The sequence below is a fragment of the Pseudomonas sp. GL-R-19 genome (genome assembly GCF_019956375.1).
Classification (GTDB): Bacteria; Pseudomonadota; Gammaproteobacteria; order Pseudomonadales; family Pseudomonadaceae; genus Aquipseudomonas.
Genome location: NZ_JAHBDJ010000004.1, coordinates 21,049 through 46,645 on the forward strand (window position 1 = coordinate 21,049; position 25,597 = coordinate 46,645).

Annotated in this window: 18 protein-coding genes and 1 pseudogene; 8 read left to right on the plus strand and 11 right to left on the minus strand. The window is 59.8% G+C overall.

Translation table 11 applies throughout. The features are described from left to right. Nucleotides 1-161: 161 nt before the first annotated feature. The 3 genes from KGA83_RS02175 (at nucleotide 162) to KGA83_RS02185 (ending at nucleotide 3,861) form a co-directional block, all read left to right on the plus strand. A complete protein-coding gene (locus tag KGA83_RS02175) occupies nucleotides 162-1,325 on the plus strand; it encodes a type III PLP-dependent enzyme (RefSeq protein WP_108218162.1) in 1,164 nt (387 codons plus the stop codon). Between the two features lie 281 nt (nucleotides 1,326-1,606). Next, complete coding sequence (locus tag KGA83_RS02180) at nucleotides 1,607-2,788, plus strand: alpha-xenorhabdolysin family binary toxin subunit A (RefSeq protein WP_223528105.1); 1,182 nt, start codon at nucleotides 1,607-1,609, stop codon at nucleotides 2,786-2,788. A gap of 107 nt (nucleotides 2,789-2,895) precedes the next feature. Then, the gene (locus tag KGA83_RS02185; protein WP_223528109.1) at nucleotides 2,896-3,861 is read left to right on the plus strand and encodes an alpha-xenorhabdolysin family binary toxin subunit B; all 966 of its coding nucleotides are present in this window, start codon (nucleotides 2,896-2,898) and stop codon (nucleotides 3,859-3,861) included. Nucleotides 3,862-3,960: 99 nt separating this feature from the next. On the opposite strand, the gene KGA83_RS02190 is transcribed toward KGA83_RS02185, so the two are convergent. Together KGA83_RS02190 and KGA83_RS02195 are read right to left on the minus strand one after the other, a co-directional pair. Then, entirely contained in the window at nucleotides 3,961-4,728 is a 768-nt protein-coding gene (locus KGA83_RS02190) for a tetratricopeptide repeat protein (protein ID WP_108218159.1), read from the minus strand. Continuing rightward, nucleotides 4,729-5,409, minus strand: a complete 681-nt coding sequence (locus tag KGA83_RS02195; protein ID WP_108218158.1) for a Fe2+-dependent dioxygenase — start codon at nucleotides 5,407-5,409, stop codon at nucleotides 4,729-4,731. A 207-nt stretch (nucleotides 5,410-5,616) separates the two neighbouring features. On the opposite strand from KGA83_RS02195, the gene KGA83_RS02200 reads away from it, so the two are divergent. Together KGA83_RS02200 and KGA83_RS02205 are read left to right on the plus strand one after the other, a co-directional pair. After that, a complete protein-coding gene (locus tag KGA83_RS02200) occupies nucleotides 5,617-7,941 on the plus strand; it encodes a TonB-dependent receptor (RefSeq protein WP_223528112.1) in 2,325 nt (774 codons plus the stop codon). Between the two features lie 267 nt (nucleotides 7,942-8,208). Continuing rightward, nucleotides 8,209-10,737 carry a PepSY domain-containing protein gene (locus KGA83_RS02205; protein WP_108218156.1) on the plus strand — a complete coding sequence of 843 codons (2,529 nt, stop codon included), beginning with the start codon at nucleotides 8,209-8,211 and terminating at the stop codon, nucleotides 10,735-10,737. 151 nt (nucleotides 10,738-10,888) lie between these two features. On the opposite strand, the gene KGA83_RS02210 is transcribed toward KGA83_RS02205, so the two are convergent. The 4 genes from KGA83_RS02210 to ptsP all read right to left on the minus strand — a co-directional run bounded on the left by KGA83_RS02210 (nucleotide 10,889) and on the right by ptsP (nucleotide 18,168). Next, the gene (locus tag KGA83_RS02210) at nucleotides 10,889-12,430 is read right to left on the minus strand and encodes an alkaline phosphatase D family protein (RefSeq protein ID WP_108218155.1); all 1,542 of its coding nucleotides are present in this window, start codon (nucleotides 12,428-12,430) and stop codon (nucleotides 10,889-10,891) included. 184 nt (nucleotides 12,431-12,614) lie between these two features. Then, complete coding sequence (locus tag KGA83_RS02215) at nucleotides 12,615-14,354, minus strand: PTS fructose-like transporter subunit IIB (protein ID WP_223528115.1); 1,740 nt, start codon at nucleotides 14,352-14,354, stop codon at nucleotides 12,615-12,617. An 11-nt stretch (nucleotides 14,355-14,365) separates the two neighbouring features. Further along, nucleotides 14,366-15,307, minus strand: a complete 942-nt coding sequence (gene pfkB, locus KGA83_RS02220; RefSeq protein WP_223528118.1) for a 1-phosphofructokinase — start codon at nucleotides 15,305-15,307, stop codon at nucleotides 14,366-14,368. Next, a complete protein-coding gene (gene ptsP, locus KGA83_RS02225) occupies nucleotides 15,307-18,168 on the minus strand; it encodes a phosphoenolpyruvate--protein phosphotransferase (RefSeq protein WP_108218152.1) in 2,862 nt (953 codons plus the stop codon). The genes pfkB and ptsP overlap by 1 nt, the downstream gene beginning before the upstream one ends. A 289-nt stretch (nucleotides 18,169-18,457) precedes the next feature. Here ptsP and cra point away from each other — a divergent pair, with 289 nt between their 5' ends. Both cra and KGA83_RS02235 read left to right on the plus strand, forming a co-directional pair. Then, nucleotides 18,458-19,453: a catabolite repressor/activator gene (cra, locus tag KGA83_RS02230; RefSeq protein WP_108218151.1), complete on the plus strand. Its 996-nt coding sequence runs from the start codon at nucleotides 18,458-18,460 to the stop codon at nucleotides 19,451-19,453. Between the two features lie 3 nt (nucleotides 19,454-19,456). Then, a complete protein-coding gene (locus KGA83_RS02235) occupies nucleotides 19,457-20,233 on the plus strand; it encodes a TatD family hydrolase (protein WP_223528121.1) in 777 nt (258 codons plus the stop codon). On the opposite strand, the gene KGA83_RS02240 is transcribed toward KGA83_RS02235, so the two are convergent. The 5 genes and pseudogenes from KGA83_RS02240 to ampD form a co-directional block, all read right to left on the minus strand. Further along, the gene (locus KGA83_RS02240) at nucleotides 20,234-20,623 is read right to left on the minus strand and encodes a hypothetical protein (protein ID WP_223528124.1); all 390 of its coding nucleotides are present in this window, start codon (nucleotides 20,621-20,623) and stop codon (nucleotides 20,234-20,236) included. A gap of 186 nt (nucleotides 20,624-20,809) precedes the next feature. After that, nucleotides 20,810-21,739 (minus strand): methyl-accepting chemotaxis protein, encoded by a 930-nt coding sequence (locus KGA83_RS30025; protein WP_411741899.1) that lies wholly within the window; start codon nucleotides 21,737-21,739, stop codon nucleotides 20,810-20,812. After that, a pseudogene (locus KGA83_RS30030) lies at nucleotides 21,716-22,807 on the minus strand (methyl-accepting chemotaxis protein); the annotation flags it as partial. The gene KGA83_RS30025 and the pseudogene KGA83_RS30030, both read right to left, overlap by 24 nt. A gap of 209 nt (nucleotides 22,808-23,016) precedes the next feature. Beyond that, nucleotides 23,017-23,853 (minus strand): regulatory signaling modulator protein AmpE, encoded by an 837-nt coding sequence (ampE, locus tag KGA83_RS02250; protein ID WP_108218147.1) that lies wholly within the window; start codon nucleotides 23,851-23,853, stop codon nucleotides 23,017-23,019. Beyond that, complete coding sequence (ampD, locus tag KGA83_RS02255) at nucleotides 23,850-24,410, minus strand: 1,6-anhydro-N-acetylmuramyl-L-alanine amidase AmpD (protein ID WP_108218146.1); 561 nt, start codon at nucleotides 24,408-24,410, stop codon at nucleotides 23,850-23,852. Before ampD ends, ampE begins: the two co-directional genes overlap by 4 nt. A 252-nt stretch (nucleotides 24,411-24,662) precedes the next feature. Here ampD and nadC point away from each other — a divergent pair, with 252 nt between their 5' ends. Beyond that, the gene (nadC, locus tag KGA83_RS02260) at nucleotides 24,663-25,511 is read left to right on the plus strand and encodes a carboxylating nicotinate-nucleotide diphosphorylase (RefSeq protein ID WP_108218145.1); all 849 of its coding nucleotides are present in this window, start codon (nucleotides 24,663-24,665) and stop codon (nucleotides 25,509-25,511) included. Nucleotides 25,512-25,597: the final 86 nt, after the last annotated feature.

The window sequence follows — 25,597 nt, forward strand, 5'->3', positions numbered from 1 at the left end:
GCGCGCGCCATGCTGCGTTGCAGGCCTTGCGAAGGGAGCGGCCATTAGCGGCGGCCTGCGCCTTGCCTGGCACGCGCTCAGGCGCAACGCACTCGCGAATTCATTGATGACACACCCTCGCACCCATTGATAATTTTAGTTTGCCAGTAGGAGTTCCCAGCATGCCGATCCAGGTCGAAGATTATTTCGCGCGCGCCACTTTTGACAAAATGAAGGCGTTCGCCGACAAGCAGGAAACCCCGTTCGTGGTGATCGACACCGCGATGATCAGCCAGGCCTATGACGACCTGCGCGCCGGTTTCGAATTCGCCAAGGTCTACTACGCGGTCAAGGCCAACCCGGCCGTCGAGATCATCGACCTGCTCAAGGAGAAAGGCTCGAGCTTCGACATCGCCTCGATCTATGAACTGGACAAAGTGATGGATCGCGGTGTCAGCGCCGACCGTATCAGCTACGGCAACACCATCAAGAAATCCAAGGACATCCGCTACTTCTACGAGAAGGGCGTGCGCCTGTTTTCCACCGACTCCGAAGCCGACCTGCGCAACATCGCCAAGGCCGCACCGGGTTCGAAAGTCTACGTGCGCATCCTGACCGAAGGCTCGACCACTGCCGACTGGCCGTTGTCGCGCAAATTCGGCTGCCAGACCGACATGGCCATGGACCTGCTGATCCTCGCCCGTGACCTGGGCCTGGTGCCTTACGGCATCTCGTTCCACGTGGGTTCGCAGCAGCGCGACATCAGCGTCTGGGACGCGGCGATCGCCAAGGTCAAAGTGATCTTCGAACGCCTGAAGGAAGAAGACGGCATTCACCTGAAGCTGATCAACATGGGCGGTGGCTTCCCGGCCAACTACATCACCCGCACCAACAGCCTGGAAACCTACGCCGAGGAAATCATCCGCTTCCTCAAGGAAGACTTCGGTGACGACCTGCCGGAAATCATCCTGGAACCGGGCCGTTCGCTGATCGCCAACGCCGGCATCCTGGTCAGCGAAGTGGTGCTGGTCGCGCGTAAATCCCGTACCGCGGTAGAGCGCTGGGTGTACACGGATGTGGGCAAGTTCTCCGGCCTGATCGAAACCATGGACGAAGCCATCAAGTTCCCGATCTGGACCGAGAAAAAGGGCGAGATGGAAGAAGTGGTCATCGCCGGTCCTACCTGCGACAGCGCCGACATCATGTACGAAAACTACAAGTACGGCCTGCCGCTGAACCTGGCCATCGGTGATCGCCTGTACTGGCTGTCGACCGGTGCCTATACCACCAGTTACAGCGCTGTTGAGTTCAATGGCTTCCCGCCGCTGAAGTCGTTCTACGTTTAAATTCTGCCCGCTGTACAAAAAAGGCCTGTGAGTAATCACAGGCCTTTTTTTTATTTCCACCATTTCATCTTGAGAGCGATTCCAAAGCGACTTCACAACACATTAAGTTTCGATATCAGAAAGCTGCATTTTATCCAATAGAAACAGCAAAGCGCAGAGTTTCACCCCCTACCCGACACACATTGAAATTCTTCCAGACTTAACTTTAACCACAACCACCATTACTTTCTCAGCGGCAACAACAAGGACCTCCATGACGAAAAAACATAAAAGGGATTTTCATGTTAGCCATTCAAGAACAGACCATTACCGCCGAAGAACTTAACTCACTGACATCAGATTTCATGGGGGCCGTTTCCGGCACCCTCGAAGGTGTCGAGCGTGAACAAGGATTATTGGTTACAAACGACGATATCAGAAAAATCAGACGCTACGTCAATGCCGGACTGGCACTGCCCATCGAAATTGATGAAATAGAACAGATACACAAATACGACCAGCTGAATATTGTCGGACTTAAATCCGCCGATATGCAAAAATTGTATAAATCCATGAGAAATCATGCTGAAACCTGGTCGCCGCTGGAATCAAACATGAAGAGAGTTGGTTCGGATCTTCATGTATTTGCCGACAATTTCACTTCAAGCAGTCATTCCATCATCAACTACCTGATGACACTACCCAGCTACATCAGTGGAATCGGAAAAATCGGCAGCCTGAGCCCGGAGGAAATCGACAATCTGCCGAAAATCCAATTGACTGGAGATGAGAAACGAAAAATTCCGGCATTACTGGAACTGGTTGAAGAGCTTAAAGCAGTTATTACCGAACACAGCACAAGCACGCAGATCACCAAAGCCCAGATCACCGAATTCAAACGGGAAATCAGCAACTCACTGAAACCGGCACTGGGTTTGAAAATAGCCCTGTGCAACAGCCACAACTTCGACGAAAAAATAAAACTGTTCAATCAAAGGATTGAAATTCTCAACCAGCGCATCAACGAAAAACTCGCGGAAATCGAAGAATACTCCAAAAGTAAATGGTGGGGACTCATCGGTGGCGCAGTTGGCTTTATCATTGCTTCTACAATATATGGAGACAAGGCCAACAAGGCTCGTAATGAACTGGATCTGCTAACAACCGAACGACGCGAAATCGAAACAAAAATTGCAACCACCAATGCGACCCTCGCATCGTTGCGGGCATTCGAAACCAGCCTACAGGACCTGCATGTCAGGATCGAAGGTGCTGCTGGCAGTTCATCGAACCTCGAAAGTCTCTGGGAGTTGATACAGGCGTATATCGACTCTTCCAGTAAAAGACTCGATGGCGTTACCAATGCCATGTACCTGGTGTCGTTTGTCTCCAGGCTAACCACGATGATGGATAACTGGTCGGCGATAAAAAAACAGGCGGGCGATTTATTGACAGCCTTTAACAACGCCACCCGAAACGCCTGAACTCCGCAAGTGCAAACTCCCCCCTACCATCAATCTTCCTTTTTAAAGACAGGACAATCATGACCGTACATACACTAGACACCTCATTTCAATACCCAGCACCCGACATGAAAAAAATCAAGGAGAACAGGGAAGCACTCAATTATAAAATCCGTACATTGAGCACAATTTATTTACCCGTACTCAGGGAGCAATTAGAATCGCTACAGGAAGAAATAAACTCAACCGACAAGCAGGCACTCAGCACCCTGACTCTGATCCCCACGGTGCTACCCATTAGCGAAATCCAACGCTTTCATACCATCATTGAAAAACTGAAATTAGAAATACCTACACCGGAACAGCAGGAGGCGATAGACAGCTTCTACGATGAGATCAAAACATTAATTGAAAACGGGACATCCGAAGCATTAAAGCTTTCGACTGCACTCAACAACAACCTGACAAACCTGAAAGCAGTGACACTCAGCGACAACCAATACCGAATCAAAGAGCTGAAAACTTCAATCAGCAACGCCACTCCGTATATCCAAGTAGAAGAAAGTGCAATAGCAGGACTACTCAAAGACGAATCAGAACTGAACGAGGCGATAAAACTCATTGAAGCAACAGATACCTTCTCGCTCATCAAGGAGTTTTTTCTAACTACTGAAAAACTCGCCAACCTCAACCTGTCCGCGCCTCAAATCGAACTTGTCAAGGCAGGCATTGCTGCTGCCGGCAAGATCCTCAACTTAATCAGCGACAGAATAAAGTATGACAACTTGATCCAGGCCAGAAGCCAGATTCAAAAACAACTGGATGACCGCCGCCGCAATCTGGCTCGCATCAGTCAAGATATAAAAATTCTACTGGATCAAAAAAATCAGTTGGAGGAATTTCAATCCGTACAAACACCCAGAGAATCCTACATACAAGAATTGAGTGTTCTCGTCGACGTAATTAATAAGTTCCTGAAACTTACCGAACATGACGAGAGCGACGATCTCGAGTCGGTGGTTAAACGCTTCATTGAACAATCAGATATTTTCATGAAGCATATGAAGCCTCTGCGCGGGGAATGGAAGAGCTAAACCGGTTTCGATCCGGTTGTTTGCGGCAACTTCGATTAATGCGAGCGAAAACCCTGAGCTGCCTTTTCGCTCGCCTCAATGACTGTCATACCCACATGCTCATGCCAGCGCCTGATTTTGCAATTGCACGGCACGCTGTTCAAAGCACGGCGCCAATGCCCGCAGATCCGGGTGAGGAGCGTGTAACAGTGCCTGGCCGCTGACGCGCAGGAAGTTCAGGTTCCCTGCCGCCAATGCCTTGTGCAACCACACCAAGGCCTCTTCGATTTTCCCGTCCTGCGCCAGAACAGCCGCATAGCTGAATTGCCCGCGGAAATCCCCACCCTTGGCAGAACGTCGATACCACTCGAAAGCGGCATCCGGGTCGGCCTGGCAAAATCGGCCTTCCTCCAGATAGCGCCCCAGCAGGTTCATCGACTTCGCATGACCAAGGTCCGCCGCACGCCGATACCAGCTAAGCGCCAGCGCCTGATCCTCGGCTACACCGCGCCCGGTGGCCAGCAGATTGGCGAAGTTGTACATCGCCCAATCCAGCCCTCCTTCAGCTGCGATCCGATAATGCCGCGCCGCAATCGTGGCGTCGGCAACACAGCCCCAGCCATGTTCATGACAACGACCGAGCATGTTGCGCGCCATCAGGTGCCCCTGGCGCGCGGCTATGCCGAACCAGTTCAGCGCCAGCGCCTGGTCCGGCGCGATACCCTGGCCGTCGAGCAGGATCTGCCCGAGCAAGGCCTGGGCTTCGACTTCACCTTCCCGAGCGGCAATCAGGATGGCCTGGGCCGCGCGGGCCGGGCTTTCGTCGAGCATGGACCGCAGGCGCTCACCGTCGAGCAATTCCTCGCGGCGTAAACGAAAATCCGCCACTTACACCTCGACCCAGCGACGCAGCAGATTGTGATAAGTGCCGGTCAGGCGGATCAGTGACGGATGATCGGGCACATCACGGGTCAGTTGCTGGATGGCTCCGTCCATCTCGAACAACAGGGCGCGCTGGCTGTCTTCGCGCACCAGGCTTTGCGTCCAGAAAAACGAGGCGAGTCGCGTTCCGCGCGTCACCGCATTGACCTTGTGCAGACTGGTGCCGGGGTACAGCACCATGTCACCGGCAGGCAGCTTCACCCGTTGGGTGCCGAAGGTGTCCTGGATTTCCAGTTCGCCACCGTCGTAATCCTCGGGCTCGCTGAAGAATAGCGTGGCGGACAAGTCCGTACGCACCCGCTCGATGCCGCCTTTGGGCTGACGCACCGCGTTGTCGATGTGGAAGTCGAAACTGCCACCGGCGGTGTAACAGTTCACTAACGGAGGAAAGACTTTGTGCGGCAGTGCAGCCGACATGAACAGCGGGTTTTTCCACAACCGCTCCAGCATCGCCGCGCCGATCTCCTTGGCCAGCGGATGCCCTTCAGGCAGCTGCAAATTGTGCTTGGCCTTGGCCGACTGGTAGCCGGCGGTGATCTTGCCATCAGCCCAATCGGCGTGTTCCAGAGCTTCGCGAATGCGCTGCACCTCGTCTTTTTCGAACAGGCCGGGAATGTGCAGCAGCATGACAAAGACACCTGAAAACAAAGGGGCGCCAATGGTATTGATTCTTATTGCCCGTGTAAAACACATCTGACGAGTGAGTCAGCAAAAACCGTAAGGGTAAATTGTAAAGAATGTAAATTTAGTGCGAATAGTAATATTTCTCAATTGTTACAAATACGTATTTACCCTATATTCCGCCGCCTCAAATCCTTGGGGAGGGGAATTCAAATGTCGCGTCAACAACCACAAGTACCGGTCAGTTCACCACGTTTGCTCGCATCGGCCATCGGCATGGCGATTACTGCCGGCTCTGCGGGCCACATGGTTTTCGCGGCGGAAAAAACCGACGAAAAAGCACCGGACAAAGTGATTTCGCTGGGCGCCACCGCCATCACCGGTGAAGCCCAGGACGAGACGACCTACAACGTCGAGAAAGCCTCCTCGCCCAAGTACACTGCGCCGCTGATCGACACACCGCGCTCGGTGACCGTTGTTCCGCAACAAGTCCTGAAAGACACCGGCTCGCTCAACTTGCAGGACGCGCTGCGCACCGTTCCGGGCATCACCTTCGGTGCCGGTGAAGGCGGCAACCCGCAGGGCGACCGCCCATTCATCCGCGGCTTTGACGCCCAGGGCGACACCTATCTGGACGGCGTACGCGATACCGGCTCCCAGAGCCGCGAGATCTTCGCCGTTGAATCGATCGAAGTCAGCAAGGGCCCGAACTCCGCGATCGGCGGCCGTGGCGCAGCCGGCGGCAGCATCAACCTGGTCAGCAAGAAAGCGCACCTGGGCGATTCGCTCGACGGTGGTTTCACCTGGGGCTCCGACCAGACCCAGCGCTACACCTTCGACGGCAACTATCAGTTCACCGACACCGCCGCTGGCCGTCTGAACCTGCTGAGCCACGAGAGCAACGTCGCCGGCCGTCAAAGCATCGACTACGACCGTTGGGGTGTGGCACCGTCCCTGGCCTTCGGCCTGGGTACGGACACTCGCGTCAACCTCGACTACTACCACCTCGAAAGCAACGACACGCCGGACTCGGGCATTCCGTACTCCATCCCGGCCGCAGGTTCCGCTGCACGCACAAAGGCCAACCCGGACAAGCCGAATGACGGTGGTGACAGCAGCAATTTCTACGGTCTGACCGACCGCGACTTCCGCAAGACCCGCACCGACACCGCGACCTTCGCCATCGAGCACGACCTGAGCGACTCGCTGACCATCAAGAACACCCTGCGTCACGGCTCCAGCATGCAGGATTACATCCTGACCCAGCCGGACGACAGTAAAGGCAACGTCAACAACGGCAGCGTCTGGCGCCGGGCGAACACCCGCGTGAGCAACACCGAGACCACCACCAACCAGACCGACCTGTTTGGCGATGTCTACATTGCCGGGTTCAAGAACAGCTTCGCCACCGGTGTCGAATACACCCACGAGGAAAGCGAAAAGTCCTCGTACAACGTCAACACGGACACCACCCCGGGAACGGCAGCGGTGACCACCAACTGCTCACCGGCACTGATCGGCGCGCCAAGCGGCTTCAACTGCACCTCGCTATCCAACCCGACCCCGAATGATCCGTGGAGCGGCGCCATCTCGCGCAACTATGCCGGCACCGACACCAAGGCCAATACCTATGCGCTGTATGTGTTCGACACCCTGACGTTGTCCGAGCAGTGGCTGATAAACATGGGGCTGCGTTACGACCATTTCGACACCGAATACAAGACCTTCAACGGTTCCAGCGTGACCACGTCCAAGGGCGATGACACCAGCGAATTCGTCACCGGTCAGTTCGGCGTGGTGTACAAACCAGCGGATAACGGCAGCATCTATGCCTCCTACGCGACGTCTGCCACTCCGCCGGGCAACACCCTTGGCGAAGGTTCGGAAGGCAACCCGTTGGGTGGCACGCCGGATCGAAACGGCAACCTGCTGAAAAGCGACATGGAGCCGGAAACCACCAAGAACTACGAAATCGGTACCAAGTGGGATCTGCTGAACAATCGCCTGTCGTTGACCGCTGATATCTTCCGCACCGAGAAAGACAACGCTCGTGTGCAGACCAACACCACCACGTTTGAAAACGTCGGCAAAACCCGCGTTCAAGGTATCGAACTGTCAGCCAGCGGCAAGCTCACCGACAAATGGCAAGTCTTCGCCGGCTACGCCTACATGGACAGCGAGCAAATCGATGGTGGTGACCTGCCGGCCAACAAAGCCAACGATGGCAACGAATTGCCTAACACGCCGAAAAACAGCGCCAGCCTGTGGACGACCTATCAGGTCACGCCAAGGCTGACCATCGGTGGCGGTGCGTTCTATGTCGATGACGTGTTCGGCAGTGCCGCCAACACCACCATGGTTGATTCCTACGTTCGTTACGACGCGATGGCAGCCTACAAGCTGACCAAGAACGTCGACCTGCAACTGAACGTGCAGAACCTGACCGACGAAACCTACTACGACAAGGCGTTCTCGACTCACTTCGCCAACCAGGCGGCCGGTCGTACCGCGTTGCTGAGTACCAACTTCCACTTCTGATGGAAATGTGACCAACAACCTCCTCTAGGAGCGAGCTTGCTCGCGATGGACCGGAGAACGACGCGGGGTGTCAGGCTTTACGCGTCATCGTTGACGACCATCGCGAGCAAGCTCGCTCCTACAGGAGGGGTGAAGGTTGAAATCAGCGGCAGTGCCCCGTTCATCCAGGTGATCGGGGCCTTTGTGCGTAAAAAAGAATGCTTCTCGACAACCCCACGGCATAATGCGCGCCGTGATGAATCAATTTGAACGAACAAGGCGAGTGACGTGTTGAAGAAAACCCTGTTCCAGTTGCACTGGTTTTTCGGCATCAGCGCCGGGCTGGTCCTGGCCCTGATGGGCATCACCGGGGCGACGGTGTCGTTTCAGGATGAAATCCTGAGCACACTCAACCCTTCCGTGTTGCAGGTCGAAAAACAGGTCGCCGGTGTCCTGCCGCCCGCCGAACTGGTGGAGCACATCGAAGCCGCGTCAAGTAAAAAAGTCTCGATGCTCACGGTGGAAACCGACAGCGGCGATGCCGCCAAAGTGTGGTTCACCCCGCCACCGGGTGAACGCCGTGGCGAGATGCGCTACTTCGATCCGTACACCGCCGAGCTCCTGGGCGACGCTACCGGCCAGGGCTTCTTCGGCCTGATGCTGCAACTGCACCGCTTCCTCGCCATGGGCGACACGGGTCGGCAGATCACCGGCGCCTGCACACTGATTCTGGTGTTCTTCTGTCTTTCCGGGCTGTACCTGCGCTGGCCCCGCCAGTGGAAAAGCTGGCGCGCCTGGCTGACCCTGGACTGGAAGAAAAAGGGTCGCAGTTTCAATTGGGACCTGCACTCGGTGGCTGGCACCTGGTGCCTGGTGTTTTACCTCCTGGCGGCGTTGACCGGGTTGTCCTGGTCCTACGAGTGGTACAACAAGGGCCTGACCCGATTGCTCTCTGACTCACCGCAGAACGAGCGCGTTCGCGGCGGACGTGGCCCGGCGCCGGAAGGTCCTGCACCAACAGCCGATTACTCGGCCATGTGGAGCAGCATCTACAGCGCGGCCGGCCCGCAACTCAGTTCTTATAACGTGCGTATGCCGCCAGTGGCCGGCCAACCAGCGACCGTTTACTTCCTGCTGAAAACCTCGCCGCACGACCGCGCCTTGAACCAGATCACCCTCGACCCGGCCACCGGCGTGGTCAAACAGGTTGATCGCTACAGCGACAAGAGCCTCAAGGCGCAACTGCTGACCAGCATTTATGCGCTGCACGTCGGCAGCTACTTCGGCATCGTCGGTCGGATCATCCTGACCCTCACCGCGCTGAGCATGCCGCTGTTCTTCGTCACCGGCTGGTTGCTGTACCTGGATCGTCGCCGCAAAAAACGCCAGATCAAAGATGCACGCCAAGGCCTTGTACAACCAGGCAGCGATGCATCGGCCTGGCTGATCGGTTTCGCCAGCCAGAGCGGGTTCGCCGAGCAGCTGGCCTGGCAGACCGCCGGGCAATTGCAGGCCGCAGGGCTACCGGTGAAGGTGCAGCCGCTGGCGGACGTCAGCGAGCAGGACTTGCAGGACTCGTACAACGCACTGTTCGTCGTCAGTACCTTCGGTGACGGCGAAGCGCCGGACAGCGCCAGGGGTTTCGAACGCAAGGTACTGGGCCGCACGCCAAGTCTGGAGCACCTGAACTACGCGGTCCTCGGCCTCGGCGACCGGCAATATCAACACTTCTGCGGATTCGCCAAACGCCTGCACGCCTGGCTCGGCGAGCACGGCAGCAAGACCTTGTTCGCCCCGGTGGAAGTCGACAGCGGCGATCCTTACGCGTTGCGCCACTGGCAACAGCAACTGGGCCAACTGACCGGCCACGCCCCCGTCGACACCTGGCAAGCGCCCAGCTACGACAACTGGACCCTGGCCCGTCGTGAACTGCTGAACCCGGACAGCAGCGGATCCCCCGTGTACTTGCTGGGCCTCAGCGCACCAACCACCAGCAGTTGGCTGGCAGGCGACCTGGTGGAAGTGTTGCCGCGCAATTGCCCGTGGGTCATCGAGCATTTCCTCGACGGTCTGGGAATTCACGGTGAGACCAAGGTGCACCTCAACGGCCTGGAGGAAACCCTCCAACAGGCCCTGGCCAGCCGCCAGTTGCCGGAGAACCGCGCCCATCTGGTCGGCCTGCACGCGCAGGCGCTGGCTGAGGCCCTCGTGCCGTTGGCCATGCGCGAGTATTCCATTGCGTCGATCCCGGCCGATGGCATGCTCGAGCTGATCGTGCGCCAGCAAGTGCATGCCGACGGCAACCTCGGCGTCGGTTCCGGCTGGTTGACCGAACACGCGCCTGTAGGCTGCTCCATCAGCCTGCGCGTACGGCGCAACAGTGGTTTCCATCTGCCGGCCCAACCGGCGCCGATGATCCTGCTGGGCAATGGCACGGGGCTGGCCGGGTTGCGCAGCCTGCTCAAGGCGCGAATTGCCGACGGTCAGCAACGTCACTGGCTGCTGTTTGGCGAGCGCCATCGCGAGCACGACTACCTGTGCCGAAAGGAGCTGGAGGAGTGGCTGATCAATGGTGATCTGGCGCGCCTCGACCTGGCGTTTTCCCGCGATCAGGCCGAAAAGATTTACGTACAGGATCGCCTGCGTGAATCGGCAGCCGAGCTCAAGAAGTGGTTGGCGGACGGTGCGCTGATCTACATCTGCGGCAGCCTTCAAGGCATGGCTTCGGGCGTGGACCAGGTGCTCGACGAGGTGCTGGGCGCCGCCGAAGTGGAGCGCCTGATCGAACAGGGCCGCTACCGCCGCGACGTGTACTGATTAACTGATTAACTGATTTCCCTGTAGGAGCGAGCTTGCTCGCGATGGTCGTCAACGATGACGCGTTCATACAGGATGAGCGCGTTATCCTCAGGTTCATCGTCGGAACGCCGCCCGGAGCAAGCTCGCTCCTACAGGGCCCCTGAGTCAATCAAACCGGTTGCAACTTCTGCTCGAATACAGACACCCCATCCAGATCCCGCAACACCACGCTCAACTCCCCCGTTTGCCCATCGATATTCACCTCGCCAAAAAACTGAAACCCGGCAAACGGCGAGACGTTCTGCGCCGGCGGCGCCTTCTCGAACACCGCTTCAGGACCAAAGGTTTTATCCAGCGGGTTCGGTCCGAAGCTACCGGCATTCAGCGGTCCGGCGACGAACTCCCAGAACGGCTCGAAGTCCTGGAACGCCGCCCGGTCGGGGTGGTAATGATGGGCGGCGCAGTAATGCACATCCGCGGTCAGGAACAGGAAATTGCGCACCTGCTGCGCCCGCAGAAAACCCAGCAGTTCGGCGATTTCCAGTTCGCGGCCCTGGGCCGGGCCGGGGTCACCGTTGGCCACCGCTTCCCAACGCGCGACACCGGGGCTGACCTCGCCGTCGGGCACGCCGAGGCCGATGGGCATGTCAGCGGCGATCACTTTCCATTGCGCGTTCGAGGCCTGCATTTCGCGCTTGAGCCAATCCAGTTGCTCACGACCGAGGAACGGTTTTTCAGCGCCCAGATTGTCATCGTTGGCCCCGCGATAGCTGCGCATGTCCAGCACGAACACATCGAGCAGCGGACCGTAACCGAGCTTGCGATAGATCCGCCCGCCGCCATCGGCGCTCTGCAAACGCATCGGCGCGTATTCAAGCCAGGCCTGGCGTGCGCGGCCCACCAGGCTGTGGATATCTTTGTCCTGATAGCGCGCATCCAGCTGCTTGCCCGGCGACCAGTTGTTCACTACTTCGTGGTCGTCCCACTGCCAGATCTGCGGGACCTCGGCATTGAACCGACGGAGGTTTTCGTCCATCAGGTTGTAACGGTAATTGCCACGGTACTCATCGAGAGTCTCGGCGACTTTGCTCTTGGCCTCGGTGGTGATGTTGCGCCACACCCGTCCGCCTTCCGTGGTGAGCTGCGCCGGGACCGGGCCATCGGCGTAAATGGTGTCGCCGCTGTGGATAAAAAAGTCCGGTAGACGCCGGCGCATCGCCTCGTAGATGCGCATGCCGCCAATGTCCGGATTGATGCCGAAACCCTGGCCGACGGTGTCGCCACTCCAGACAAAACGGAGGTCGCGCCGGGTCTGTGGCACGCTGCGCAAGTGACCGAACCAGGGCTCGCTGGCAACGCCACTCTGGGCGTCTTCAAACTGCACACGGTAGAAAATCGCCTGGCCGGCAGGCAGCCCGGTGAGTTCGACCCTGGCAGTGAAATCGGTGCGCGCATCGGCCAGGGGCGAGACGAAGCGCCGAGGGTTGGGAAACAGGCTACGGGTGTCCCACTCCACCGCCATGCGTGCAGGGCGGTCGCAGCGGCTCCAGATGATCGCCCGGTCGCCCAACAGGTCGCCGGACTGCACGCCGTCGGTGAGTTGTGGCCGATCCTTGACCGAAGCGATCACCGCCGGCGCCAACCCCGGCAACAACAGCCCGGCGCCGACCGCTTGCATCACACGACGGCGCCCGAGGTTGAAATCGCTCATGGTGTTCTCCCTGGAAAAGGAAAAACTAAAGCATGGACCTATGACCCTGGCATGACACATATCCCGCCAGCACCATGGATCCCTTGTGGGAGCGAGCCTGCTCGCGAAAGCGGTGGATCAGCAAACATAGATTTTGAATGTGAATCCGTCATCGCGAGCAGGCTCGCTCCCACAGGGGCAGGTGTCAGGCGGTGACGGGCTCTACCGCCAACTCCACCGTCTCCGGCCGCTTGACCAGCGCATACACCACCGCCGTCAACAAACTCCCCGCCACAATCGCCAACAAATAAAGCAGCGCATGGTTGATCGCATTGGGGATCGCCAGCACGAACAACCCACCGTGGGGCGCCATCAGTTTGCAGCCGAAATACATCGACAGCGCACCGGTCAGGGCACCGCCGGCGATGCTCGCCGGAATCACCCGCAGCGGGTCTTTCGCCGCAAACGGAATCGCCCCTTCGGAGATGAAGCACAGCCCCAGCACCAGTGCGGCCTTGCCGGCTTCGCGCTCAGTCTGCGCAAACTTGCGCCGCGCAATGAACGTGGCGATGCCCAGGCCAATCGGCGGCACCATGCCCGCGGCCATGGTCGCCGCCATCGGCGCGTAACTCTGCGACGCCAGCAACCCGACCGAGAACGCATAGGCCGCCTTGTTGATCGGTCCGCCGAGGTCGACGCACATCATGCCGCCCAGCAATACACCCAGCAGAATCGCGTTGGTGGTGCCCATGCTGTCGAGGAAATGCGTGAGCCCGGCGAGCATGCCGGCGACCGGTTTGCCGACCACATAGATCATCACCAGACCGGTGAACAGACTCGCCAGCAGCGGGATGATCAGGATCGGCTTCAGCGCCTCAAGACTTTGCGGCAAACGCGCATAGCGGTTGATCGCCTTGGCCGCATAACCGGCCAGAAAACCGGCAATGATCCCGCCGATGAAGCCTGCGCCCAGGGTGCTCGCCAGCAGACCACCGATCATCCCCGGCGCGAGGCCCGGACGGTCAGCGATGGAATAGGCGATATAGCCTGCCAGCAGCGGCACCATCAGCTTGAACGCGGTGTCGCCACCGATCTGCATCAACGCCGCCGCCAGCGTGCCCTGCTCCTTGAATGCGGTGATGCCAAATACGAACGACAGGGCGATCATCAAGCCGCCGGCCACCACCATCGGCAACATGAATGACACACCGGTCAGCAGGTGTTTATAGGCGCCGGTTTTCTCTGATTTGGCTGGGCCTTTGGCACTGCTCGAAGCGCTTTCCTGCTGGCCTTCGGCCAAGGCTTTTTTCAAAGTCGTTTCAGCTTGCTTGAGAGCGATACCGGTGCCACAGCGGTAGATTTTCTTGCCGGCGAAACGCTCGGTGGCGACTTCGATATCAGCCGCCAGCAGCACCACATCAGCCTCTGCGATCGCTTGCGCGCTCAATGGATTGCGCGCGCCGACCGAGCCCTGGGTTTCCACTTGCAAGTCATAGCCCAGTCGTTTGGCCGCTTGCTGCAAAGCTTCGGCAGCCATGAACGTGTGAGCGACACCCGTCGGGCACGCGGTAACGGCCACCAGTCGCGGCGTGTTCTGGACAACCGCCACCGGCTCGACGACGGCCTCTTCGGCGACGTAAACCTGAGCGTCCTGCGCACCGCGCCGCAACACGGCTTCCACGTCTTGCAGGGCCTGAGCCGGGGTGCTCTGGAACAACCGCTTACCGACAAACCGCGACATGTCCACCGGCGCGCTGGTTACCAGCAGCACCCACTCGGCTGCGTCGAGGATGGCCGCCGACAGTTGTTTTTCGGGATGGGCGGCATCGGTGATTTCGACACTGGTGCTCCAGCCCTGACGCTGAGCCGCGGCATCAAGCAGCCGGGCACACAGCACACTGGTGACCATGCCGCTCGGGCAGGCCGTAATGATGGCTAACTTCATGACAAACCCTCTTATTGTTCTGTCAGGGGACGCACGCGCACACCCTGTTCGAGCAGCGCCAGTTGCGCTGCATCGCCAATGCCGAATCCGATCTGGGTCACTGCCAGCGCGGCAATCGCCGTGGCGGTGCGCAAGGTCTGCTCCGGCGTATCGGCACTGAGCAAACCGTGGAGCATCCCCGCCAGCAACGAATCACCCGCGCCCACCGTACTGGCGACGCTGACCTTGGGCGGAGTGGCATGCAATGCCGAGCCGACGCTGAACCAGTTCACGCCCTCGGCACCATGGGAAATCACTACATGCTCGATGCCCTGAGCGTGCAGGCGCTCCGCCGCTATGGCCTGGGAACTGACCGACACGACCTCGCAGTCCAGCACCTCGGCCAGTTCTTCAGTGTTGGGCTTGATGAGCCAGGGTCCCGCTTTCAGCGCCGCACGCAACGCATCGCCGCTGGTGTCGAGGGCAACGCGCAGCCCCAGGCTTTTCAAACGCAGGATCAACGCCTGCAACCACTGCGCGCTAACGCCCAGGGGCAAACTGCCAGCAACCACCACCGCATCGTGACCCGGCGCAATCTGCTCCAGTCGCTCCATCAACGCCTGCTGCGCCGCCTCGCTGACCTGCGGCCCCGGCCCGTTGATATCGGTGATGCGCCCGTCGCTTTCCGCCAGTTTGATGTTGCTGCGGGTCTCGCCTGGAACGCGGATGAAGGCGTCGACAAAACCGCGCCTGGCGAACAGCGTTTCGAACGCTTGCAGGTTGTCTTCGCCGAGAAAGCCACTGACGGTCAATTGATGCCCGAGATCGGCCAGCACTTGCGCCACGTTCACGCCTTTGCCAGCGGCGTGGGTGTGCATTACTTCGCTGCGGTTGACCTGGCCGGCTTCAAAGCGCGGCAACTGGACGGTCAGGTCCAGCGCCGGGTTGAGGGTCAGGGTGAGAATCCGGGCCATTACAGGGCCTCCACTAATGCGCGCACTTCATTGGCGCTGCCCACGGCCAGGGCCTGTCGGGCAAGGGTTTGAGTCTGAGTGAAGCCCAGTTCGCGTATTCGCGCCTTGACTTCGGCAATGCTGCGAGCGCCGACGCTAAGCTCGTCCACGCCGAGGCCGACCAGCACCGGCACCGCCAGCGGATCGGCCGCCAGCTCGCCGCACACACCGACCCATTTGCCGTGGGCATGGGCCGCGCGCACGGTGATGTCGATCAGTTGCAGCACCGCCGGGTGCAAGCCATCGGCCTGGGCCGACAGCGTCGGATGGCCACGGTCGATGGCCAGGGTGTATTGCGTCAGGTCGTTGGTGCCGACGCTGAAAAAGTCGACCTCTTTGGCCAGCACCGGCGCCAGCAATGCCGCCGACGGCACCTCGATCATAATCCCCAGTTGCAGGTCGGCAACCGGAATTTCCCGGCGCAAACGTTCGGTCATGTCACGGGCCTGACGCCACTCGTCGACGCTGCCCACCATCGGGAACATGATCCGCAGCGGCCGGTTGTCGGCCGCCCGCAGCAAGGCGCGCAATTGCGCTTCCATGATCTGCGGGCGCTGCAAGGTCAGGCGTATGCCGCGCACGCCGAGGAAGGGGTTTTCTTCCTTCGCAATCGGCCAGTACGGCAGCGGTTTGTCACCACCGACATCGAGGGTGCGCACCACCAGCGGTCGCCCGGCCAGACCGTCGAGGACACGGCGGTACTCGACTTCCTGGGTCGCTTCGTCGGGCGCTTGCGTGTGGGCCATGAAAATCAGTTCGGTGCGCAACAGGCCAATGCCTTCGGCACCCTGCTCCACCGCGCCGGTCACGCCAGCGCTTTCACCAATGTTGGCGAACACTTCTACGGCGTGGCCATCGCTGGTCAGCGCGGGTTCATGACGCCGTTCAGCAGCCGCCTTCAAGCGTTGCTCGCGGGTATCGCGTTCGGCGGTGGCGCGCTGCAAGGTCGCCGCGTCGGCGTCCACATGCAGGCGACCACGCTGGCCATCGAGCAGCAATGGCGTACCCGGCGCCAGCAGCAACACGCCGGGGCCGGCGCCGACCAGTGCCGGAATGCCCAAGGCCCGGGCAACAATCGCACTGTGCGCCGTAGCGCCACCCCGGGCGGTGAGAATCCCGGCCACGCGAGCCGGATCCAGACGCGCGACGTCGGACGGGCCAACCTCGTCCATCACCAGAATGTACGGCTGATCCGGTTCGCTCGGGGTTTCGATGCCACTGAGCTGCATCAGCACCCGACGCCCGATGTCGCGCAAGTCGGCTGCGCGCTCGGCCAGCAAGGCATCCTGCAAGGCTTCCTGCTGCCGGGCCGCCGCTTCAATCACAGCCATCCACGCCGCCTCGGCGCTTTCGCCCTGCTTGAGGCGCGCATCGACCTCATCGGTCAGTTCCGGGTCGTCGAGCATCTCTTGGTGGGTGATGAAGATTTCGCGAATGGCCTTGCTTTTGCTGCGCTCGATCAAGCCCTGAATGTCACGACGCACCTGCGCCAGGGCTTGCTGGAGACGCTCACGCTCGATGCCGGCGGACTCGCCGCGCAACGGGTAATCGATGGTTTGCAGCACTTGAATATGCGCCGGGCCGATGGCAATCCCCGGGGCGGCGGCAATCGCCTGGACCACGCTGCCTGACACCGGGGCGAGGATCACTTCGGCCATATCGGCAACGACTTCGCGTGCCTGGCTTACTGGCGGCAGCGGTTCGACTTCCTCACCGAGGCCCTCTTCGATGGCCGCCAACAGTGCCGGCAACGCGTCAGCCGCGATGCCCGGTTCGGCAATGATTTCCAGAACCTGCCCCCGACGGGCGCCGAGGCTGAGCAACTTGCTCAAGCTCTTTACCGACACCGCGCTGTCGTGACCATCGACAATGCGCACGCGGATGTCACCTTCAAAACTCTTTGCCAGTTGCGCGAGGATTTTCGCCGGCCGCGCATGCAAACCGTGGGCGTTGGCCAATGCAATTCGCGCGCTGGGCCAGTCGGCGGGCACTTCACCACCGAGCACTTCGAGGACTTTGCGGCTGCTGGTGGCGCGCCCCAACTCATGGCCACGCCCTTCGATCAACAACGCGCACAGGCGTTCGAGCAGCACTTGATGGGCCTCACCGAGGCTGGCCAGGCAGAACAGTCCATTGAGCGGCTGGCCGAGATAGCGCAGCGGTTTGTCCGGGGTGACGAAGGCCAGGCCCGGTCGCTTCACCGTCTGCTCGCTGTGCAGCCACCACAGGCCATCGCCCAGGGGCAGCGCTTCAACCTGCTGCAGCACGGCAGAAAAACCATTGCTCACGCAGTCGGCCTGCCGCAGCAAACGTGCGCCGCGCCAGACCAGCTCTTCGAAATCTTCGGCCGCCACACCCAGGCCGATCATCTGTGCGTCCAGCGCCAGTTCTTGCGGCGCGCCTTGCAACAACTTCAGCAAGGCTTCGGCGGAACCGGCGCGGCGCAGGGCCTGGCCCAGATCCGTCTCGCCAAGGGCGCGGGTGAGCAATTGCAACAAGCGCAGATGTTCATCGGATTTGGCGGCAATACCGATCGCCAGGTAAACGATATGACCATCGCCCCAGTCCACACCTTCAGGGAACTGCATCAGGCGCACACCGGTGGTGAACACCAGCTCGCGGGTTTCAGGCGTACCGTGGGGGATGGCAATACCTTGACCGAGAAAGGTCGAGCCCTGGGCTTCCCGCGCCTGCAAACCGGCAAGGTAGCCCTCGGCAACCAGACCGTCGGTGACCAGGTGCCCGGCCAGCAATTGCAGCGCTGCGGACTTATCCACGGCCGACTGGCCCATGGAAATCTGCTCTACAGTGAGCTCGAGCATGCTTTCTCCTTTTTGGCGCCTTGGGGCGCCAGGTATTGTTTTGAATGAGCCAGCTTAGGCGCTTGGTCATCATTTTGGCGGTTTCATGGCAGAACCGGCCAAAGGCGCCTATAACGTAGAAAATACGCTTGCTGAAACGTTTAATCTAGATTGGATGGCACGTTACTCGATAATGTCCCATCCTTGAAGCTCAACTTGTCGGATGCGTTGTGACAATGGTCGCCTGCCTTAATCGGTTAGGATTGACGAAAATGTCGAGGCAATCTCGAAAAAACAAGGAAACAGCGGGTTGAAACTCAGTGATATCGCCCAGTTGGCTGGTGTGTCCGTCACCACCGCCAGCTATGTCATCAATGGCAAGGCCGAACAACAGCGCATCAGCAGCGCCACCGTCGAACGCGTGCGCGCGGTCGTCGAACTGCATGGCTTCACGCCTAATCCACAGGCCGCCGGCTTGCGCAGCCGACACACGCGCACATTGGGCTTCATTCTGCCGGATCTGGAAAACCCCAGTTACGCGCGAATCGCAAAATTGCTGGAGCAAGGTGCGCGAGCCCGGGGCTATCAGTTGCTGATCGCCAGTTCCGACGATGCACCGGACAGCGAACGGCAATTGCTGCAACTGTTCCGCGCCCGGCGCTGCGACGCACTGATCGTTGCCAGTTGCCTGCCGACCGGCGACGACAGCTATCGCCAATTGCAGGCCAAGGGCCTTCCGATCATCGCCATCGACCGGGTCATGGAGCCCGAGCATTTCTGTTCGGTGATCAGCGACGACCGCGAGGCCAGCCAGCAACTGACCCGCAGCCTGCTGGAGCCGCTGCCCAGGCAAATCGCGCTGATCGGCGCCCGCCCGGAGCTGAGCATCAGCCAGGAACGTGCCGCTGGCTTCAAAGAGGCTCTCGCCGGGTTCAATGGCGAGGTGCTGATCGAAGAAGGTGAATCCTTCAGCCGCGAGTGCGGTCAACAATTGATGGACGAGTTGCTGCAGCGCTTGGGCCATTTGCCCGATGCCCTGGTGACCACTTCCTACGTGCTGCTTCAGGGCGTGTTCGATGCGCTGCACGACTTCCCGCTGAGAAACCGCCCGCTGCGCCTCGGCACATTCGGCGATACCCAATTGTTGGACTTCCTGCCACTGCCGGTCAATGCCATGGCCCAGCAACATCAGCTGATCGCCGACAAGGTCCTCGCGCTGGCCCTGGCAGCCATCGAGCAATCGGATTACCGGCCCGGCGTGCAAGCCATCCCGCGCACGTTCAAGCAGCGTATTCTTCAGGACTGAACCGTGGAGCTGATCGACACCCACACCCATCTGGATTTTCCGGACTTCGACGCCGACCGTCAGGCGCTGCTGGCCGAAAGCCGCGCCCTCGGGGTGCGGCGAATCGTGGTGCTGGGGGTTTATCAGGCCAACTGGCAGCGGGTCTGGGAGCTGGTGCTGAGTGATCCCGACCTTTACGCCGCGTTCGGATTGCACCCGGTGTATCTGGACGACCATCGACCGCAACACCTGAGCGAACTCGGTGACTGGCTGACTCGATTGGCCGGCCATCGGCAACTGTGTGCGGTGGGCGAGATCGGCCTGGACTACTTCATCGAAACCCTGGACCGCGACCGCCAGCAGGCGTTGTTCGAGGCGCAATTGCAACTGGCGGTGGATTTCAATCTTCCGGCATTGATCCATGTACGGCGCAGCCATGCGGCGGTGATTGCCACGCTCAAACGGTTTCGCCCGAAACGGGCCGGCATCATCCACGCCTTCGCCGGCAGCCAGGAAGAAGCGCGGGAATACATCAAGCTCGGTTTCAAGCTCGGCCTTGGTGGCGCCCCGACCTGGCCGCAGGCGCTGCGCATGCACCGAGTGCTCGGCGCACTGCCACTGGATTCGGTGGTGCTGGAAACCGACTCGCCGGACATGCCCCCTGCCATGTTCCCCGGCCAGCGCAACAGTCCGGCACACTTGCCGGCGATCTGCACGTCACTGGCGCAATGGATGGCGATCAGCCCGCAACGACTGGCGGCTGCCAGCACCGCCAACAGCTGCGAAGTGTTCGGCTGGTAATCAGTCGACGTGAGCCCTGGCGGCCTCCAGGATCAGCGTCAGGTGCTGGCGTCGGCGGAAATAACGGACCACCGCAAAGTACACGAATATGACGATCAGCGAAGCATTCAGCTGTTCGATGACGCTGAGCATCCCCAACCACTCCATCACCAACGCCACCAGCAAGGCAGTGCAGACCATGATCCGCAGGCTGGCGCGCAACAGCGAAAAAGAGTCGAGGGACTTGAAGCGCCTGAACTGTTCCGGACAACGTAATTGAACGCGTTTCTGACAGTGAGTACAGGTAAACGCTTCATTGATCGCGATGGCATTGAGTTGCCAGGGTTGAAGCCGCAATGTGCACTGACAATGCGCACAGCGCCCCTGGATCCCTATTGTTGCAGCAGACATAACCGGGTTTCCTCCATGAAGTAAGCCGCGTAACTCTTCCTTGATTGACATCCAAAATCCAGCGCACGGAGAGAATCAGGAGAACTCCCACCCGTAAAGGGAAAAAGTATTACGAAACTTTCTTACAATACACCAAACCTTGTAGGAGCGGCGGTGCGGCGATCCTACAGAGTCCCCTGGAGTTTTTCAGACCCGGAATGCACTGATCAACTGTTTCAACTCCACGACCTGGGCCGACAACGCCCGGCTGGCATCTTCGGTCTGATGTGCACCTTCAGCGGTACGCTCGCCGGCGCGATTGATCTCGACGATGTTCTGGTCGATGTCGTGGGCTACGGCGGTTTGTTGCTCCACGGCGGCGGCAATCTGCTGGTTCTGGTCGACGATCATGCCGACCGCGCCCAGGATGTTTTCCAGCGCCCGCTGGACCTTCTCCGACTGCCCCACCGTGCCGTTGGCCATTTCATGGCTGGTGCCCATGGCCTTGACCGCCGCGCCGACACCGCCATGAAGCCTGGCGATCATCTGCTCGATTTCTTCGGTCGATTGCTGGGTTCGTTTGGCCAGGGTCCGGACTTCGTCGGCTACCACGGCGAAACCACGGCCCTGCTCACCGGCCCGTGCGGCCTCGATGGCGGCATTGAGCGCCAGCAGATTGGTCTGCTCGGCGATGCTCTTGATCACTTCGAGCACGCGGCTGATGGACTGACTGTCGTTGGCCAGTTGATTGATCACCAGCACCGATTGATCGATCTCGCTGGCCAGCGCGGCAATGCTGCCTTGCTGCGACTCCACCAGACCACGACCACTGATGGTCTCATCGTTGACACTGTGGGCACTGCTCACCGCCGCGGCGGCACTGCGCGCAACCTCCTGGGAGGTGGCCGACATCTGGTTCATGGCCGTGGCCACTTGTTCAATCTGCATGCGCTGCCCGGCGACGGCCTGGTTGCTTTGCGCGGAAACGTTTTCCACTTGCCCGGCCTGACGCTCGACTTCGCTGACGGTCTGCCCCACCCGCTCGATCAGGTCATGGATTTTCTTCACGGTGCCGTTGAACACCTCGCCCAGCTCCCCCAGTTCATCGCGGCTGTGGGCGCTGAATGTCACGGTCATGTCGCCGGCCGCCACCTTGTCCATCACCGCCCCCAGGCGCTTGAGCGTGGTGCGGGTCGAGACATAGAAAGCGCCGTAGAGATAAAAGATCAGCACAAATACGACTGACAGCGCCACGGCCTGCAAGACCATGTGCGTGCGGTTCTGGTCCAGGCGTTGCTGTAACTGCGGGCCCATATACTTCAGGGTCGCCTCGTTGAGTTGGTAAGTCTGGTCCATCAGGGTGCTGACCTGATCGTAAAAGCCCTGCCACGGCGCGTCGAGGGTGTCGGCCATGATCACTTGCTCTTCGAACAGCTCGCTGGCTTTCTTCATGGATGCCCGGCTGCTATCGGCCTGAGCCGCCAAGGTATCGCGTGCGGCATTGCTGGAACCCAGGGCATCCTGCAGTTTCAGGCCATACTCGGCCTGGAGCTTTTCAATCTGCGCCAGCAATTCATCGAAACGGGTACTCGAGGCCGAGTTGATGAAACCCTGCCCCAACGAATAGGAACCCATTGCCCGACCTTCGCCCAGGAGCTGGGTGACCCGTGGCGTGACAAGTGTGATGAGCTCGCTCAACTGACGCATGTCGCTCTGGTTGTCGCGACTGAGGCCGGCCTGACCGGTGATGAGCTGGCTGAAAATCTGCGCGCTGCCGACCAGTTTGCCGATCAGGGCACTTTTGCTTTGCAGGGAGTTTTCCGTTTGCTGGGCCTTGAACGCGGCGATCATTTCATCGCGTTTGCCATCAAACACCGCGACCTGCTCCGGGTCGCTGGTCATCGCCGTCAGCCCTTGCAGGCGAGTCAGAATATTCTGCTCAAGGGCGCTGATTTTCGATTCGACATTGCCAGCCTTGCCGGACTGGCCGAGGCTGACATTGATCTGCACCAGGTTGTTCAGGGTTTCCAGATCGCGCCGCAGCGTCAGGCTGCTGCCCAACAGGTCGAGACTTTGCAGTTCGATGCGCGTGCCCTGGAACTCGCGGTAGGAGTCACGTACCAGATAGAAGTTGGTCACCAGCATCGGCACCAGGAACAGTACGCTGATCAGGCTGAACTTCATGCCGAAGCTCAGGCGGTTCATCAGTGCGACAGCGGGATAGAGCAAGCTCTTCACTGGATGTCTCCCTTCGATTTCTTATTTTTTTTATTGGCGGGCGCAGACAGACGGCAGATAGCCACTATTCGGCGCTATCTCTGTATAACTGAAATCGGCAGGGGGGTTTGTAACTTAAGGTTAACGACAGGGCGAAGCACTTCGGACAAGTGATCGCCCTGTGGCTCAGTGCAGGACTAAGGCAGGACCGTCCACAGCGCAAACCCGGCATACCAGAGCACTGCGGCACGCAGCAGCAGTTCCCAGATGCGGTCCAGGTTGTTGATACCTTCTGCGCCAGCCACCGGCGCCGGAATTTCACCGGCCACCAGCCCGACTTTCACGATCAATTGCGCGGCGCTGATGTTCCAGTTCAGCAGCTCATGCAGCATGACCCGGCTGACCGCGACAAAATTGCCGACCAACGCCAGGCTCGCCGCCAGCAGACGCACCGGCACCCAGTCGAAGGCGTGACGCAGTTGCCCGGCGCGTTCGACCACCGCCGGGTTTTTCCCGTGTTCTTCGGCCAGCGCCAGCAACCGATAGCTCAGCGCCGCGACCGGCCCCAGCAGGAAGTACCAGAAAATCACCGCGAAAAAACTATGGTAGGCCTCCCACAGCAAATGCCCTTCGACCTGTTCCAGCAGTTGCTCGCCATTGTCGGCGCCAATGTCCAGATCGCGCTTGGCGACATGGGCCGCTGCTTGCAGGTCCTCCCGACGCCAGGCATCGCGGAACGGCCCGAGATCGCCCAGCAGATCACCGCGCCCCAGGCTGTAAATCACCACCAGCAAATGAACCGGCAACGCCAGCAATCCGTAGGCCACCGGCTCGATGACGACCAGCAGCAAACCCAGTAACGCCACCGGCAACAAGACCAGTACCGACAACACCAGCCAGGGCCGGCCCGAAAGTCGCGGGCTGGCCTCAAGCTTGTTCAGCTCCTGTGTCCAGCCACTGTCACGCTGAACCCGATGACGCAAGGCCGAGAACTTCTCGATCCACACCGCCAACAGCAACACCAGAAAACTCATCGTCCTTCCTCTTGTGCCAGGGCGGCACGATAGCGTGCCCAGTCGAACGCCGGCCCTGGATCGGTTTTGCGCCCCGGTGCAATGTCGCTGTGCCCGCAGATGCGCTCTGTAGTGATTGCCGTGAACGCCTGCTGCAACTGGCGGGTCAGGGCTGTCAACGCGCTGTATTGCGCGTCGGTGAACGGTAGATCATCCGTGCCTTCCAGTTCGATGCCCACGGAAAAATCGTTACAGGTGTCCCGTCCCTCGAAGCTCGAAACACCCGCATGCCACGCACGCTCGAGGCATGAAACGAACTGGGTGACGGTACCGTCACGCTCGATCAGAAAGTGCGCGGACACCCGCAAATCCGCGATCCCTTCAAAATAGGGATGTTCGGTGACATCCAGACGATTCTGGAAAAACTCCTGCACCTTGCCGGTGGCGAACTGCGCCGGTGGCAGGCTGATGTTGTGGATCACCAGCAGGGAAATTTCGCCTGTGGGGCGCGCATTGAAGTTGGGTGAGGGGCAGACATGCACACCTTGAAACCAACCGCTCGCGGGGTCCAACTGCATACCGATTCCTTCGACGTCGACTGTGTTGGCACAGTATGCCGTGATAATCCCCCGGGGCGCGATCACTTGCCGCGATTGAGGCGCTGGAGGTTGCCGATCTCAAACCGGCGTTTGTTCGCAATCGTCGGCCAACGCCAACAACGGCAGGGATTCGACCAAATGCAGGCGCCAGCACCAATGTAACGCGCTGATGCCTTGGGTTGGTCGCTGCCATGGCCCTATAATCGAGCCACTTTGTTTGTGGAGTCCGTTATGCCGAATCTACGTCTCGCCGATCTGACCGCCGAAATCGAAGCCAACGTGCGCCGTGCGTTGCGTGAAGACATCGGCAGCGGCGACATCACCGCGCAGTTGATCCCGGCCGAACGCCTGGCCAAAGCCACCATCATTACCCGCGACGCGGCCGTCATCAGCGGCACAGCCTGGGTAGATGCCGTGTTTCGGCAACTGGACCCACGGGTGGCGGTGCACTGGCAAGTTGCCGACGGTGAACGGGTGAAGCCCAATCAGGTGCTGTTCCACCTCGAAGGCCCTGCGCGCTCGCTGCTGACCGGCGAACGCAGCGCCCTGAACTTCCTGCAATTGCTCTCCGGCGTGGCGACCCGCGCGCAATACCTGGCGGACTTCGTGGCCGAAACCCAGGTCAAACTGCTCGACACCCGCAAAACACTGCCGGGGCTGCGCCTGGCGCAAAAGTACGCCGTGACCTGCGGCGGTTGCCATAACCACCGCATCGGCCTTTATGACGCCTTCCTGATCAAGGAAAACCACATCGCCGCCAGCGGCGGCATCGCGCAGGCCATCGCCGCCGCGCACAAGATCGCCCCGGGAAAACCGGTCGAGATTGAAGTGGAAAGCCTGGGTGAACTGAAAGAAGCGCTGGCGGCCGGTGCCGACATCATCATGCTCGACGAACTGAGCCTGGACGACATGCGCGAAGCCGTACGCCTGAATGCCGGCAAGGCCAAACTGGAGGCCAGCGGCGGGATCAACGAAAGCACGTTGCTGCCGATTGCACAGACCGGGGTGGATTACATTTCGATCGGTGCGATGACCAAGGATGTGAAGGCGGTCGATCTGTCGATGCGACTGAGTCTCTGATCCCACGTATGTGAGTTGCCGAAACTGTAGGAGCGAGCTTGCTCGCGATGCACCTGAGAGCGCCACGTTTAACCAGTAAACACGCG

Excerpts from the sequence above, each read along its gene's own strand:
- KGA83_RS02175 (WP_108218162.1), top strand. The coding sequence starts at position 162 with ATGCCGATCCAGGTCGAAGATTATTTCGCGCGCGCCACTTTTGACAAA.
- KGA83_RS02180 (WP_223528105.1), top strand. The coding sequence starts at position 1,607 with ATGTTAGCCATTCAAGAACAGACCATTACCGCCGAAGAACTTAACTCA.
- KGA83_RS02185 (WP_223528109.1), top strand. The coding sequence starts at position 2,896 with ATGAAAAAAATCAAGGAGAACAGGGAAGCACTCAATTATAAAATCCGT.
- KGA83_RS02195 (WP_108218158.1), bottom strand. The coding sequence starts at position 5,409 with ATGCTGCTGCACATTCCCGGCCTGTTCGAAAAAGACGAGGTGCAGCGC.
- KGA83_RS02200 (WP_223528112.1), top strand. The coding sequence starts at position 5,617 with ATGTCGCGTCAACAACCACAAGTACCGGTCAGTTCACCACGTTTGCTC.
- KGA83_RS02210 (WP_108218155.1), bottom strand. The coding sequence starts at position 12,430 with ATGAGCGATTTCAACCTCGGGCGCCGTCGTGTGATGCAAGCGGTCGGC.
- KGA83_RS02215 (WP_223528115.1), bottom strand. The coding sequence starts at position 14,354 with ATGAAGTTAGCCATCATTACGGCCTGCCCGAGCGGCATGGTCACCAGT.
- pfkB (WP_223528118.1), bottom strand. The coding sequence starts at position 15,307 with ATGGCCCGGATTCTCACCCTGACCCTCAACCCGGCGCTGGACCTGACC.
- ptsP (WP_108218152.1), bottom strand. The coding sequence starts at position 18,168 with ATGCTCGAGCTCACTGTAGAGCAGATTTCCATGGGCCAGTCGGCCGTG.
- KGA83_RS02240 (WP_223528124.1), bottom strand. The coding sequence starts at position 20,623 with ATGTCTGCTGCAACAATAGGGATCCAGGGGCGCTGTGCGCATTGTCAG.
- KGA83_RS30025 (WP_411741899.1), bottom strand. The coding sequence starts at position 21,739 with ATGACCGTGACATTCAGCGCCCACAGCCGCGATGAACTGGGGGAGCTG.
- ampE (WP_108218147.1), bottom strand. The coding sequence starts at position 23,853 with ATGAGTTTTCTGGTGTTGCTGTTGGCGGTGTGGATCGAGAAGTTCTCG.
- ampD (WP_108218146.1), bottom strand. The coding sequence starts at position 24,410 with ATGCAGTTGGACCCCGCGAGCGGTTGGTTTCAAGGTGTGCATGTCTGC.
- nadC (WP_108218145.1), top strand. The coding sequence starts at position 24,663 with ATGCCGAATCTACGTCTCGCCGATCTGACCGCCGAAATCGAAGCCAAC.